11 protein-coding genes and 2 tRNA genes are annotated in these 15,300 nt (G+C 44.2%); 6 read left to right on the forward strand and 7 right to left on the reverse strand.

Translation table 11 applies throughout. From position 1 onward, the window contains the following. Window positions 1-62: 62 nt before the first annotated feature. The 5 genes from CW740_RS02765 (at window position 63) to CW740_RS02785 (ending at window position 7,842) form a co-directional block, all read left to right on the forward strand. Window positions 63-563, forward strand: coding sequence for a helix-turn-helix domain-containing protein (locus tag CW740_RS02765; protein WP_106646095.1), 501 nt, complete (start codon window positions 63-65; stop codon window positions 561-563). Window positions 564-723: 160 nt separating this feature from the next. Next, window positions 724-1,770 carry an NAD(P)-dependent alcohol dehydrogenase gene (locus CW740_RS02770; protein ID WP_106646096.1) on the forward strand — a complete coding sequence of 349 codons (1,047 nt, stop codon included), beginning with the start codon at window positions 724-726 and terminating at the stop codon, window positions 1,768-1,770. 461 nt (window positions 1,771-2,231) lie between these two features. Further along, window positions 2,232-3,614, forward strand: a complete 1,383-nt coding sequence (gene dbpA, locus CW740_RS02775) for an ATP-dependent RNA helicase DbpA (protein ID WP_106646097.1) — start codon at window positions 2,232-2,234, stop codon at window positions 3,612-3,614. Between the two features lie 195 nt (window positions 3,615-3,809). Next, window positions 3,810-4,493 carry an SOS response-associated peptidase family protein gene (locus CW740_RS02780; RefSeq protein WP_157826392.1) on the forward strand — a complete coding sequence of 228 codons (684 nt, stop codon included), beginning with the start codon at window positions 3,810-3,812 and terminating at the stop codon, window positions 4,491-4,493. Window positions 4,494-4,704: 211 nt separating this feature from the next. Further along, window positions 4,705-7,842, forward strand: a complete 3,138-nt coding sequence (locus CW740_RS02785; protein ID WP_106646099.1) for an SIR2 family NAD-dependent protein deacylase — start codon at window positions 4,705-4,707, stop codon at window positions 7,840-7,842. Window positions 7,843-7,967: 125 nt separating this feature from the next. Here CW740_RS02785 and CW740_RS02790 read toward each other — a convergent pair. From CW740_RS02790 to CW740_RS02810, 5 genes are all read right to left on the reverse strand, one after another. Then, a tRNA-Met gene (locus tag CW740_RS02790) sits at window positions 7,968-8,044 on the reverse strand. A 98-nt stretch (window positions 8,045-8,142) separates the two neighbouring features. Next, on the reverse strand, window positions 8,143-9,234 hold the full coding sequence (ychF, locus tag CW740_RS02795) for a redox-regulated ATPase YchF (protein WP_106646100.1): 1,092 nt from the start codon (window positions 9,232-9,234) through the stop codon (window positions 8,143-8,145). Window positions 9,235-9,263: 29 nt separating this feature from the next. Beyond that, the gene (gene pth / locus CW740_RS02800) at window positions 9,264-9,857 is read right to left on the reverse strand and encodes an aminoacyl-tRNA hydrolase (RefSeq protein WP_106646101.1); all 594 of its coding nucleotides are present in this window, start codon (window positions 9,855-9,857) and stop codon (window positions 9,264-9,266) included. 142 nt (window positions 9,858-9,999) lie between these two features. After that, entirely contained in the window at window positions 10,000-10,683 is a 684-nt protein-coding gene (locus CW740_RS02805) for a 50S ribosomal protein L25/general stress protein Ctc (protein ID WP_106646102.1), read from the reverse strand. A gap of 553 nt (window positions 10,684-11,236) precedes the next feature. After that, on the reverse strand, window positions 11,237-12,496 hold the full coding sequence (locus CW740_RS02810; RefSeq protein WP_106646103.1) for a winged helix-turn-helix domain-containing protein: 1,260 nt from the start codon (window positions 12,494-12,496) through the stop codon (window positions 11,237-11,239). Window positions 12,497-12,649: 153 nt separating this feature from the next. Between CW740_RS02810 and CW740_RS02815 the strand changes: the two genes are divergently transcribed. After that, a complete protein-coding gene (locus tag CW740_RS02815) occupies window positions 12,650-14,128 on the forward strand; it encodes a S41 family peptidase (protein WP_106646104.1) in 1,479 nt (492 codons plus the stop codon). Window positions 14,129-14,206: 78 nt separating this feature from the next. Here CW740_RS02815 and CW740_RS02820 read toward each other — a convergent pair whose 3' ends face one another. Both CW740_RS02820 and CW740_RS02825 read right to left on the reverse strand, forming a co-directional pair. Continuing rightward, the gene (locus tag CW740_RS02820) at window positions 14,207-15,157 is read right to left on the reverse strand and encodes a ribose-phosphate pyrophosphokinase (RefSeq protein ID WP_106646105.1); all 951 of its coding nucleotides are present in this window, start codon (window positions 15,155-15,157) and stop codon (window positions 14,207-14,209) included. A 67-nt stretch (window positions 15,158-15,224) separates the two neighbouring features. Next, window positions 15,225-15,299: transfer RNA gene (locus CW740_RS02825), tRNA-Gln, on the reverse strand. Between the last annotated feature and the right edge of the window lies 1 nt (window position 15,300).

Here is a 15,300-nt window from a genome sequence, read left to right on the forward strand (position 1 = left end):
TTAAATAGGGTACATTTGTCTATAGTGCGTCTTATTCAAAATTAACAGATTTAGGTATCCCATTGAAAAGTAGTAAGATTTGGTTCTTAATCGCATTCTTAACAGTCATCATTGCGTTTGACATTTCGGATCTTTATACCGATGTGACACTACATGCCGAAGTTGACCATTTGTATGTGGAAGCCTTCATGATTTTGGTGACTGCATTGGTCATCATCTATCTCATCATACAGGTTGTTAGCCAGCGTACTGCCGTTACCAGTCTTGAAAAAGAATTGCAGGAAAGTAAGCAACTTTTGCAGGAGCAGAAAACTCAAATGCAGGAAGCTCGTAAAGAATACAGCGAAGTCATTCGTAAACAATTCGACGAATGGAACCTGACAGGTAGTGAAATTGATACTGCCTATCTATTACTCAAAGGACTAAGCTTTAACGAAATAGCCGAAGTGCGTGGCATTAAAGAAAAGTCCGTCCGTCAGCAAGCCTCGCAAATCTATCAGAAAGCAAACTTACCCGGACGTCATGCTTTTGCCGCCTGGTTCTTCGAAGATTTTATGGGGTAGTTTTAAGATCGGTAGTGTACGGACAACTCATGAGTTGTCCCTACGTTCGCGGGCAGGCACACAGGCGCTGCCCCTACCAAGAAATGACCAATCAATTTCACACACCTTTCATTCGAAAGTGTTATCCTCTCTGAGTCAATTTACAAACAAGGAGACAGACATGAAAGTAGCAGCGTATGCCGCTCCCTCAGCAACCGAAGATCTAGCTCCATACGACATCGACCGCCGCGACGTTGGCGAGAATGATGTCCTCATCGATATTGAATACTGTGGTGTCTGCCACAGCGACATCCACACCGCGCGCAATGACTGGCATGGCACTCAATACCCGATTGTCCCTGGTCACGAAATTATTGGTCGTGTGCTGGAAGTAGGCAGTAACGTCAAAGACTTTAAAGCCGGACAGTTAGTCGGTGTTGGCTGCATGGTCGACTCCTGCCGCCATTGCCATTCCTGTGAAGAAGGCTTGGAACAATACTGCGAGGAAGGTCTGGTCGCGACCTATAATAGTGAAGACCCAGTTTCTGGTGGTATCACTCAAGGCGGTTATTCCGACAAGATTGTGGTCGATAAAGACTTTGTTTTAAGCGTCTCTGAAAAACTCGATACCAAAGCTGTCGCGCCGTTACTATGCGCGGGCATTACAACCTATTCGCCACTTCGCCAATGGAACGTTAAGAAAGGCGATAAAGTGGGTGTCATAGGTTTGGGTGGACTTGGTCACATGGGTGTCAAACTGGCCAAAGCCATGGGTGCCGAAGTGGTTATGATCACAACCTCGCCAGAGAAAGGTAAGGATGCTAAACGCCTTGGTGCTGATGAAGTCCTGATCTCAAAAGATAAAGAAGCCATGAAGCAGCATGCCAACAGCTTCGACTTCTTATTGAATACCGTGCCAGTACCACACGACGTCAATCCATACGTTGCTCTGCTTAAACGCGACTCAACCATGGTCATCGTCGGTGCGATTGCGCCTCTACCCGATATCCACGGTGGCGGCCTGATCATGAAGCGTAAACGCATCGCTGGCTCATTGATTGGCGGCATCAAAGAAACGCAGGAAATGCTCGACTTCTGTGCCGAGCACAACATCGTTTCGGATGTCGAAATGATCGATATCCAGAACATCAATGATGCCTACGAAAGAGTGATTAAATCCGATGTGAAGTACCGCTTTGTCATTGATATGAAGTCGTTGACGCAATAGGAAAAGAACTGAGAGGAGGGGCAGTGCCTATGTGCCTGCCCTAAAGAATTGAAAGAAAAGAGCAGATTATGAAATACATCCCTGTATTTCACCAAAGGCCAGCTTCGCTGTTCAAAATCGCTCCATGCGATTTTGTCCGTGTCGTAGCACGGAATGACAAACCTTAACGAGAGTGCAAGTTCCTTAAGGCATGTCATCCTGAACTAGATTCAGGATCTGCCTTTGATCTTTAGGACATACACATAGGCACTGCCCCTACCATTACTAGACAGAACTAAACCCAATCCCCCCAAGATATCCCTTTATCATATACCTCCAACTGTATATAATTCGCACAGCTTAAGAGCCTTGCTTCTTTCCCAAACTGCTTCATCCCAATTCAGTTCCGACAGATTCACTCAGCTCTATCCGTTACCGCATTACGGTAACCATGACCCATTGTAGAAAACCAGGATAACACCATGAGCCACGCTGCTTTTTCGACCCTTGCCTTACAACCTGAATTAATTGCCAATCTGGCGGATCTTGGATTCGAACGGATGACGCCGATCCAGTCCGAAGCATTGCCGTATATTCTCGAGGGCAAGGATGTGATTGCTCAGGCGAAAACCGGTTCGGGTAAAACCGCAGCTTTTGGTCTGGCGATTCTTGAAAAGCTTGATACGAAAAACTTCTCGGTACAATCGCTGGTGTTATGTCCAACCCGTGAACTGGCTGAACAGGTGGCGGAAGAAATTCGTCGTCTGGCACGCCCCATTGCCAACGTTAAAGTATTAACCGTTTGCGGTGGCACCCCGTTGAGACCTCAGGCTGATTCACTAAAACATGGCGCGCATATCATGGTCGGAACTCCGGGCAGGGTGGTGGACCATCTGGAAAAGCAGACGCTGGATTTAGAAGGCATCACAACCTTGGTGCTGGACGAAGCCGATCGTATGCTCGATATGGGATTCCAGCCAGCGCTCGACACCATCATCGAAGAACTGCCGATTCAGCGTCAGAACTTATTATTCAGTGCGACCTACCCACCGCAAATTCAATCCATCGCCGAGCGCGTGATGAAACAGCCGGTGCTGGTGCAGTCGATAGACAAACATACCCACGCCAGCATCGCGCAGGATTTCTATAAAATCAGTGACGAAGGCGAACGCGGGGTTGCCGTCCGATTGTTATTATTGAAACATCGCCCAGACTCTACCGTGATTTTCTGTAATACCAAAAATCATGTTAAAGAGCTGACGCAGGAACTGAAAAACTACGGTTTCAGTGTGCTCGCTCTGCATGGTGATCTGGAACAGAAAGAACGGGATCAGGCGTTAGTCCGATTCTCTAACAACAGCGTGTCGATCATGGTCGCGACCGACGTTGCCGCGCGCGGACTGGATATCGACTCACTAGATCTGGTCATCAACTACCACATCGCCAGCGATCCCGAAGTACATGTGCATCGCATCGGAAGAACTGGCCGTGCCGGAAATAAAGGCCATGCCTGCTCTATTGTCATCAATAAAGAAAGTCACAAGCTCGCTCGACTGGCTGACTATCTTGGACAGGAAATCACCACACAACCATTGCCTGATCGACAGCTGTTGAAAGAACCCACTTTCAGACCGCCGATGTCGACCATCCAGATCGATGGCGGAAAAAAACAGAAACTTCGTCCCGGCGATATCCTCGGTGCGCTAACCGCTGACTACCGAATCGAAGGTAGCGATGTCGGCAAGATCCAGGTCGCCAACAGTTGGGCCTATGTTGCCGTTAAAACGCCATTGCTGGAAACCGCAGTGCAATTGCTCAACAACGGTAAAATGAAAGGCAAGAAGTTCAGAGCAAGAAAGATCTAGAGCTCTAAACGCGTAATCTGCAAAATATTCCTGTTATCCCGCTACTGTGACCGTAGGAAATACCTTTAGGTAATAGCGGGATCCAGTGCCTTTGGTTCTTTAATTAATAACTCCAAATCCAAAAGCTATGTCATCCTATGCAAGGGCACTTAACACATCTTTTCTCCCATAATGAGTTTTAAACCAGTTTTCGCTATGATGGAAAAAAATCAGGGAGTGTTAATCATGTGCGGACTGGTAGAGCTTTATAAAAAGCCAGCGAAAAAAATCGAAAAGACCCTCGACTTGCAGGTTCCTCTCGAGCTGGGAACCTTTCGCTGTTACCACCCGGTTCAGATTATTCATAACAATGGACAAGACAATCAGGTCAATAAAGCCCTCTGGCAATTCCTGCTCGAACAAAAAGACGGTCAATGGAAAGCGAGTAAATACACCTCCTTTAACAGCCGCTGGTACGAAGGGCAGGGCTTTAAAAAATCCTTCACCAGCGCATATCGCGAAAGTCGTTGCATTATCCCAGCAAGCGCCTTTGTCGAAGGCATGAATAAAGTCTACCACTTGTTAAAACCCGCCGACGGCAGCCCCATCTATTTCGGTGGACTCTTCAAAAACTGGGGCGACGAAGACAATCCTGTCAACTCCGCGTCCATGATCACCATTCCTCCACACCCCAAACTCGAAGGCATCCATAACAAAGCCATGCCGCTCATGATCCCTGAAAACGATCTCGACATGTGGCTTGATCCAGAGTTTCACAATACCGATGCTTTTACTGACTTAATGCAGCCGCAACTAAAGACAGACTTTGAGGTGGTGAAAATAAAAGGCTGGAGTCAGGTAGAACCAATCGATGATGGCTTTGAAATTAAGGCCGATTAGAAAGAAAATCTACTCAAACCGCATTAATTCCCTTCTGTATTCAATATGTTGCAATGCATTTGTGCATTAAATGTACAGTTGTAAAAAAATGTGACGTGGTATACATTGTTTTGTGCGAATTTAGGTGAGTTCATTTAGCTAAATTGAAGAGAGAATAAACCAATGCATTTAATGTGATTATATGGAATAGATATAAACTAATAGGACAATCATGACAAAGAGTATAAATAAAGAAGAGTTTCCTGCCTATATAAAGCAACAAATTGAAAAAGGTAATGCGATTTTATTTCTCGGCTCTGGCTTTAGTTTTGGAGCTATGTGTCCGAATGGAAATACGCCCCCATCAGGAGAACAGCTAAGGGATGAGTTATGTGATGAATATCTAGATGGGGAGATGAAGGATAAGCCGTTAACAACAGTTGCAAATTATGCAAAGAATGAAAGTAGTCGAAGGGTTGTAGAGCAGTTCATCAAAGACCGGCTAATACATCTAGTTCCACAATCTTATCATTGTGCAATTTCAAACTTCAAATGGCACTCTATATTCACTACAAATTATGATTTAGTTTTAGAAAATGCATACTCTGGAAATCAACAAAGACAGCAGCAGTTATCTCCAATCTTATCCGACGAACAAAGCTTTAGTGAAATAATAAAAGATAAAGAGAATGTTCCATACTTTAAATTGCACGGATGTATTACAGATATTAACTCACAGAATCCATTAATATTAACCACTGAAGAATATGCCAAATATGAAAAAAATCGAATAAAGTTATTTAGGCATTTACGTGAAAGTGCTCGAGACAGACCGATAATATTCATAGGCTATTCAATAAGCGACCCCAATATAAATTCTATCTTGTTTGATTTAACTGATAGCAATATTGAACGACAGATGTATGTGACAGTTGACCCAGGTCTTAATATCTATGATATGAGAATGTGGTCTTCGCATAGGATACATCCTATTAAAGCTACACTTGAAGAGTTTGTTGAGTTTTTAGAAAGTGAAATAGATACTAGGAAGTATGACTTACTAACGGCATATGATGAACGAGAACATGCTGTTTACAAATACATACCTCAGGATATAAAAATAACCAATGATGCAATTGAATATATAAATACAGAATTTAAATTTATACATAGTGAAATGAAAGTTACTGGTGTCTCTCCAAAGGACTTTTACAGGGGGTTAGACAAAGGCTGGGGGGGGATACATCAAGGCTTAGATGTAGAAAGAAAGGTTTGTAATAGAATTATATCAGCATCTATAGATTTGATAGATGAAAAAAAGCCAACAGTAATATTGCTTAAGGGTTTTGCCGGAAGTGGGAAAACAATAGTTCTTAAACGTTATTCTTGGAGTATGGCTTTTGATTTTGATGAGCCTGTTTTTTATTTAAACAAAGGGGGGGTTCTTCGAGTTGATTTAATTATGGAAATTTTGGGGGCGTTTAATAGGAGAGTAATACTTGTAATTGATGATGTTTTGCACTCTTCATCTGAGTTTGTTGAGTTGATGAATGCCATTAAATCCACAAACTTGAATGTTCTGATAATAGTATCGGCCAGAAATAACGAATGGAATCAAGACGTAAATGAGTGTGATGAGTTAATTGATAATACATTTGAACTTGGAAAGTTATCAGTAAAAGTTATCCCTACATTAGTACAAAAACTTACTAAATATAAGTGTTTTGAAGATAGTGTTTTAAATAGTTATACAGAATCGGAGTTAGTTACTCATTTTGAGGAAAAGCTTGATAAATTATTATTGGTTGCATTGCATGAAGTTACTTCGGGAAAAACCTTTGAAGAAATAATAGTTGACGAATTTAAACGTATCGTGCCTGCTCAGGCCAAAATAATTTATAAAGATATTTGTACTTTAAATAGGCTTGATGTCCCTGTTCGTGCTGGATTGATATCTCGAGTTTCAGGAGTGAAAATTGAAGATTTCAATAGAAACTTTCTGGCTCCTCTTGAGCATGTGGTAACAGTGTTTATGGATTATTATTCTAGGGATTATGCTTACTCATCAAGACATCCGTATATTGCAGAAATTGTTTTTAATTACACTATTGAAAGTCAAGAAGAGAAATACGAGCAGATAATGAGGTTGGCTAGTAAAATGAATCTTGACTATACATCAGACAATGAAGCATTTAGGCAAATTATTGCCGGCAAGAAACTTGCTAACATGTTCACTGATAAATCATATGCTATGGGTATCTATCAAATTTTTGAAGATATTGGTGCTGACCTTTCGCATATTAACCATCAGAAAGCCATGTTCGAACTTCACCATATGAATGGAAATCTAAATAGCGCATTGCAATTTATTGCTGAGGCGAAGAGCCATTCTGAGTATGGAGACACTAATAAAGCTATAAAACATACTGAGGGAACAATTTTAAGGCGTATCGCAAAGATTGAGAAAAATACTCTTTTAAAAAATAAATATAGAGAGAATGCGAAAGTCATATTTAGGGAGTTGATGTCTGGGAAGCCTAAGGACTCAAGGAGTCATGTTGGTTATTTGCGAGCATTGTTAAATGAACTAGATGACATGAAAGATATTGTAGAAAGTGTTGTTGAAGACGAAGTAATTATTGACACAGTCAAACAAGCTCAGTCTACCATTAGCAAGGCTTTACAATTGTTCCCGTCAGATCCTCATGTTTTACAGGTAGAGGCTGAATTAGAGGGGTTTTTGCAGAATTTCGATAAAGCAAAAGATCTAATAGAAAAAGCGTATTCCATCAACTCTGAAAATTCGTATGTTGCAATTCGGCATGCAAGAAACCTTGTCAAATCAGGTGACACTGAAAGTGCCTTAAAGATTCTAAGTAATACTTTATCAAAGCAGCCTAATAATATGGCTATTAATTTCGAAATAGCAAAGATATTGATCCAAAAAAATGATGATGGATTGTTGCCTCAAATCGAAACGTATTTAAAGCGTAGCTTTGCTAAATTTGACGGAAATTACTTAGCTCAGTTATGGTATGCAAGGCATCAATATCTTTATGGAGATCATTCAAAAGCATATGAAATATTCTCACATTTAAAAGTTGCCAGGGTATCCTCAAGTGTGAAGAATAATGAAAAGGGGATGGTTCTTGATTCCAGCGGAGCCCCAAAAATATATAGCGGGTATATAAAACAAGACCATGGGAACTTTTACTTCATTTATTCAAATGAGCTGCGTGATACAGTGTTTGCTCACCAAGACGACTTTAATGACTGCATTGATGATGATAACCTTATGAATAAGAATGTTTCGTTTCAGTTAGTTTTCACCATGAAAGGTCCTAAGGCTAAGTTTATTGATTTTATTTGATTAATTAATTGGAAATTAATGGGGTCAGGGCAAATCAAACTCACATCTTGGACTTACGGTGGACTTACAAAATCCCAGCCAACAAAAAAGGCTTACAGATTTCTCTGTAAGCCTTTCTTTTTATATGGTAGCTATGGGTGGACTTGAACCACCGACCCCAGCATTATGAATGCTGTGCTCTAACCAGCTGAGCTACATAGCCATAATTCAGTGGCGCGTATTTTCGTGATTTGGGGGCTTCTTGTCAAGCCCCTGTCTATAAAAAGTATCGCGAAAATTCTGGCTTGAATTGATCCCGCTCTAGACGTTGAAACGGAAGTGCATGACATCGCCGTCCTGGACGATGTATTCCTTACCTTCCAAGCGCCATTTACCGGCTTCTTTAGCGCCCGCTTCGCCGTTGCCTGCGATGTAGTCGTCGTAGGCGATGACTTCGGCGCGGATAAAGCCTTTTTCGAAGTCGGTGTGGATTACGCCAGCAGCCTGTGGTGCAGTTGCGCCCACTTTGACCTGCCATGCGCGAACTTCTTTAACGCCTGCCGTAAAGTAGGTCTGCAGGTTGAGTAGGTTGTAACCCGCGCGAATTACGCGGTTAAGGCCTGGCTCGTCCTGGCCTAAATCAGCAAGGAATTCGACTTTGTCTTCGTCGTCCAGTGCAGCAATTTCAGCTTCGATAGCGGCGCAGATTGGAACCACTTCGGAATGCTCGGCGGCAGCGAATTCACGAACTTTATCGAGCAATGGGTTGTCTTCGAAACCATCTTCGCTGACGTTGGCGATATACATGGTTGGCTTGTTGGTGATGAGCTGGAATTTGCGCATGATTTTCTGCTCATCTTTGTCCAGATCCAGCGTACGCAGCGCATTACCTTCATCAAGGCAGGCTTTGGCTTTTTCCAATACCGCTAGTTCAGCTTTGGCTTCTTTATCGCCGCTTTTGGCGATTTTAGCGGTTTTCAGGATGCGTTTTTCAACCGCTTCAAGGTCAGCCAGCGCTAACTCAGTGTTGATGGTTTCGATGTCGGCGATAGGGTCAACCTTACCGGCAACGTGGACCACGTCGTCGTTAGCAAAGCAGCGTACTACGTGGGCAATCGCATGCGTTTCGCGGATGTTGGCCAGGAACTTGTTGCCCAGACCTTCACCTTTTGACGCACCAGCAACCAGACCGGCGATATCGACGAATTCCATGGTCGCGGGTAATACGCGCTGTGGATTAACGATATTGGCCAACGCATCAAGACGTGGATCAGGGATCGGCACGACACCGGTATTCGGCTCGATGGTGCAGAACGGGTAGTTTGCCGCATCAATGCCCGCATCGGTCAGTGCGTTGAAAAGTGTTGATTTACCAACGTTCGGAAGTCCTACAATACCGCAATTTAATGGCATGACGTCATCTCTTTAGGTTGTGTTGCTGGTTAACTGGCGGGTGGGGTCAGGCTGTGTAAACGCTGTACTGCCTTGTCCCAATCTCCGCTCAATACGGTGCCGGTTTCGCGTACCGCTTCATCAATCGCAATGTTGATGGCGTTACGGTCATCCGGACTTGGCTTACCGAGGACATAGCCTGTGACCTGGCTTTTATGGCCGGGGTGGCCGATGCCGACTCGTAAGCGTACGAATTCTTTATTGTTTCCCAGTTTGCCGATGGTATCGCGCAGGCCATTATGACCGCCGTGACCACCGCCTCGCTTGAGCTTCAAGGTACCGGGAGGAATATCCAGTTCGTCGTGTGCGACCAGGATCTGTTCTGGCTCGACTTTATAAAAGTTGGCAACCGCCTGTATGGCTTTGCCGCTAAGATTCATGAAGGTGGTTGGGATCAACAGCATCACTTCGTGACCGTCGATAAACCCTTTGCCATAGAGTCCATGAAACTTGCTTTCAACTTTTAGGGGAATCGAATAGGCGCGCGCGAGCTCTTCCACATACCAGGCTCCGGCATTGTGGCGGGTGCCTTCGTATTGTGTGCCTGGGTTAGCCAGACCGACAATTAACTTGATGCTGGACACTGCGCAATTTCCCCAAAGTTAAGAAACGTTAAAATTTAAAAAAAAGGGCTTTAAAGAAAAGACCCCGAAATGGTTGCCCTTAAAAAGGATTTCGAGGTCTTATCATAGCCAGAAATGGCCGACTTAGCTAAGGAGCCAAAGATTACTCTTTGTCTTCGCCTGCTTCTTCGTCGCCTTTCTGTTCAGATGCTGGAACTTCTGCTGCTGCTTCATCAGCCGCTTCTGCTTCAGCTTCTTCATCTTCAGATGGGCCACTTGGACGAACAACGTTCGCTACAGACAAGTCGTGCTCTTCGCCTTGAAGTGCTGTTAGTTCAACACCTTCTGGCAATACTAGATCTGACAAGTGGATAGTTTCACCAAGATCCAAGCCACCTAGGTCAACTTCGATGTACTCAGGTAGGTTACGTGGACGACACGCTACTTCTACGCTAGTGATTTGGTGAGACATTACGCCGCCAGCTTTAACGCCAGGAGCTGATTTCTCGTTAAGGAAGTGCAATGGAACAGTCGCGTTCATGATTTCACCACGAACGATGCGCTTAAGGTCCATGTGCAATACTTTAGGTTTGAAAGGGTGACGCTGAATGTCTTTAATCACTACTTCTTCAACTTCACCAGCGATGTCCAATTTGATGATTGAAGAATAAACAGCTTCTTCATCCAACATATTGATGATCTGGTTGTGATTTAAAGAAATAGATTTAGGTTCTTCCTTACCACCGTAAACGATAGCAGGAATCATGTCTGCTTCGCGACGTAGGCGGCGGCTCGCACCTTTCCCCATATCGCTACGCAATTCAGCGTTAAAAATATATTCGCTCATTGTGTTACTCCACAAGTTGAGGGTTAGTATAAACCTGGCTTCGCGACCAAAGACAGGCATGAATTCTTGGGTTTTAGGTCGATTTAACCGGATTGGCCCAAAAATGGTGCGAAATTATACAACAGCAAGGGTCGCAGAAGCTAGGGAAAATGTGGATTTATTAGCCAATTGGGGGTAGGGGCTTATTTAGATCTGTCATTCCGGATTTTATCCGGAATCGAGTATGCTTTGTGAGTAAGAGCAGATTCCGTGTCGTAGCACGGAATGACAAGCCTGTGTGGTTTTTTAGGCAATTGAGGTGGTAGGGGCAATGCCTGTGTGCTTGCCCATTAAGGGGTACTTGTCTTGTTTTGTTTAAAGGCACTGGATCCCGCGGTACCCTATGGGGCAGACCCTCAAGCCGCGGGATGACGAGCTAGAGGTTATTAGTCAAGGTTGTTTGATTACAGGGACGATCCTGAATATCTTATAGAGCTAATCTTTTCCCTACAGCAGAGCTTTAAATACTTCTGTCATCCCGCGGCTTGACCGCGGGATCCAGTGACTTTTAAGATTAAAGCCCCTCATCGCAGGTATTCTCAGGATCTATGGATAACCTGATGCGTTGGCAGATTTCCTGGTATGAATCGCGCTGACCATTGGCGTGCATCAGGTTCATGAGTCCCAGATTAGCCTCTTTGTCGAGTGGCGAGTAGTTGAGTACGGTTCGATACCAGACTTCTGCTTCTTGCAGCTCATTGAGTTCTGCATATTTGTCGCCGATGGCAACGCCGATTCGCGGATACCAGGGGCGAACCTTGGCAATCTGTTCGTCATACACTTCGGTCATGGCGCGATAGGACTGCTCCATTAATTGCAAATACAACTCATCATCACCATTTAACTGGGCAATCTCTGCCTTGTTAATCATGGCACCCCATGCATTAGGGTTGAGCTCGATGGCTTTGTCGTAATGCTTCTCAGCTTCTGCATATTTCTCCTGGGCAGCGTAGACTAATCCCAGTGAACGATGAACCGAATAATCGTTGGGACTGAGTCGAACGGCTCTTTCGGCCAATGCTTCGGCTCTTGATAAATAGAGTTTGGCTTCGGGGTTGGATAGGCGCTGTTCCTGATGCGCCTGAGTCAGCGATGAGTGATCAATATCCGGAGTGCCAAGTTCATTCGGCCAGCGCAGGACTTTTTGCACCAGTGCATTGGCCAGGCCTGATTGAGCAGGACCAAACTCAGGCTCTGCAGCAATGATCCGCTCATAGAGCTTGATGGCGTTTTCGTTATCAGTTCGAGTGTACTGAAAATAATAGGTATCGGCCTGTTCCTTTAAACTCTGCAATTCTGGGCTGAGCTCCTGCTCTTGAACAGCGCTATTCTGTTCTTCGTCTTTGCGTTGGCTGAAGACGGTTATCAGGGAGACAACCATAATGAAGAGCCATATCGGTAGAAAGAATTTACGGCGGTTTGGCTTCGACTCCTCGAGTGGGACTGTCGTTTCTGCTGTGGTCGGTACAACTTTAAAGCGGTAGCCGCGTTTGGGCAGGGTTTCTATATATGTCGGGTCCTTTGGATCGTCCCCCAAGGCTTTGCGAAGCTTTGATATGGTTTTTGCTAACACATCATCGCTCACAACGGCATTATTCCAGACCGCTTCCATAATGCGATCTTTGTGTAATACAGTAGAGTGATTGTGGGCGAGAAAAAATAATAACTCGATGGCTTTGGGCTCTAAAGTTTGTGTTTCATGGCCACTGCTGATCTCTCCAGTAGAAAGGTTGCAGTGCCAGTCCAATATTTGTAATGTTTCTTGGTTTTCCATTTTAGTATTGTTAACCCATTGATTTTAAATGCCATTATCCATTAGGGATAAAAAAGTCAGAGAAATGAGAGACAAAGTTCAGGATATTATAGCCACTCGGTATCAGGATAGTAGCTTGTTTTGACCGATGACCTATATTAGGAGCAAGTTAACATGTTAGTAGTAAGAACAATAAAGTCTTTTTTAGTGGCAGTATCACTGGCCTTTGCTATTCCTCTGTCAGCGGGTGCGAGCGACATAAAGGCTGATAAAGCCTATAGCGCAGCGCAGGTAAAAGAGGACTTTGACGAGTTGTACCAACGACTGAAAGTCGCGCACTATGATTTGTATGTGAATAAAACTCAGGCTGAGTACGATCAATTGTTCAAAAAGCTAAAGAGTCGTATCAAAGATTCGATGACCGAGTCTGAGATTCGATTGTTATTTCAGGAGTTCGTAGCTTTTGGCGAAATCGCTCACGCCAGAATTGATTTACCATCTGACGATTATCGTGAGTATCGAAAGCAGGGTGGTAGGTCATTTCCACTGTATATCAAAGTGATTGATGGCAAGGTGTTTGTTGCTGAGAACTACAGCGATCATCCAGATGTTTCTGTGGGCATGGAGTTGCTGGCTATTAACGGAGAACCTGTAGACCAGCTCTTTAAGCGCTTAAGACGATTCAAGTCCGCAGATAACGATTACATTTTTAATGGTTTTTTGGAGCTAGAGTTGCCTCTATATCTCTGGTTCGAGTTTGGCCCACAAGCTACTTTTAATGTCACATTAAGACAAGGGCAGAAAGTTGTTGAAGCAGAAATTAAGGCAGTAACGCACCAAGAGTTGCTGACCAGAATTGAAGCACAGGAAGGGTTGTTGCAACTCAGCTGGGAGAGAAACTTTGAGGTGATTGAGGGAATTGGCTATTTAAGACCTGGGCCGTTTTTTAACTTTTCAGCGGATGCAGATAACGTTTGGGATAATAGTGAGTTTGCCAAGTTTATTGAAGAGGCATTTAACCACTTTAGAGAAAAAGATATTGAGGCTCTGTTGATTGATATTCGCAACAATCCTGGTGGCGATAATTCATTTAGCGATCTGATGGTAAAGCAATTTGCTGATAAGCCGTTTAAATTTGCTTCAGAGTTTAACGTCAAACTCAGCGAGGAATTTATTGCGGCCAACGAAGAGCGAATGGACCATCGGCAAGAGAATGATTCGGGAACCTCTGTTTCTCAGCAGTATCAGGATGCATATCAGGGCTTGGAGCCAGGCGATATTTTTGAGCTTGAGTTTCCGTTAGTGAAACCGGTTAGCAATCCTTTCGACAAACCGGTGTATGTTCTGATTAATCGCCACTCTTATTCTAATGCGGTGACGGTGGCTGCTCAGGTACAGGATTACGGATTTGCCACGATTATTGGAGAGAAAACGTCTGATCTGGCAACAACCTATGGAGCCATGGAGAACTTCAAGCTAACCCATACTGATATTAATGTTGGTTTTCCAAAGGCACATATAATTAGACCCAGTGGCGATAGGAAGAGTGATGGTGTGACGCCGGATATCGTGATTAAAACCCCACTGGTTGAGACTGATTCAGATCCTGTTTTGCAGGAGGCGTTTGCAATCGTTAGAAGTCGGTTGAATTAAACCCAGGCATGAGTACTTTTACACAAACAAAAAAAAGCAGGCCGAGGCCTGCTTTTTTTGTATCACTGGTTCTAAATCTTAATCTAGAAACATGGTTGAGATCGACTCTTCGGTATTTACACGACGAATTGACTCACCCAATAGTGGTGCCAGATCAAGAATCTCAATACGTTCACACGCTTGCGCTTCATCTGAAAGCGGTATGGTATTTGTCACAACCAGTTTATCAAGGCTTGAGCCAGTAATGTTGCTGATGGCTTTGCCTGATAGAACAGCGTGAGTTGCATAAGCATAAACGCTATTTGCGCCGTGATCTTTAAGCGCCTGAGCAGCCTGACACAATGTACCAGCTGTATCGACCATATCGTCAACGATCACACAGTCGCGACCTGAAACATCACCGATGATGTTCATAACGCTGACTTCGTTTGCGCGAGGACGACGCTTATCGATAATCGATAAGTCTGCATCGTTTAGGCGTTTTGCAATTGCACGAGCACGAACAACACCGCCAACGTCAGGCGATACAACCATCAGGTTTTTACCGGCGATATTGGATTGGATGTGCTCTAGCAGTACTGGAGTTGCGTAGACGTTATCTACTGGAATATTGAAGAAACCCTGAATCTGGTCGGCGTGCAGGTCAACAGTAAGAACTCGGTCGAAACCTACGCCGCTAATCATATCAGCAACGACTTTAGCACTGATTGGTACACGCGCTGAACGTACACGACGATCCTGGCGAGCGTAACCATAGTAAGGAATAACTGCGGTGATACGCTTGGCTGATGCACGCTTGAGTGCGTCGGCCATGATGATCAATTCCATCAGGTTATCGTTGGTTGGTGCGCAAGTAGATTGAATGATGAAAACGTCTTTACCGCGAACATTTTCAAGAATTTCGACGCTGCACTCACCATCACTAAAGCGTTCGGTATGCGCTTTACCCAGTGGTACGTTTAAGTAATCAGAAATTCGTTTGGCGAGATCAGGTGTGGCATTACCACTGAAAAGCATTAAATCAGACATCGAAAAGCCCTGTAACATTAGCCCCAAAAGTTACAGCAAGCAGAATAAAAGCTGGAAGAAGAGAAGATGGCAGGGGTAGCTGGATTTGAACCAACGAATGGCGGCATCAAAAGCCGCTGCCTTACCGCTTGGCGATACCCCTG

This window comes from Kangiella profundi (assembly GCF_002838765.1).
Lineage (GTDB): Bacteria > Pseudomonadota > Gammaproteobacteria > Enterobacterales > Kangiellaceae > Kangiella > Kangiella profundi.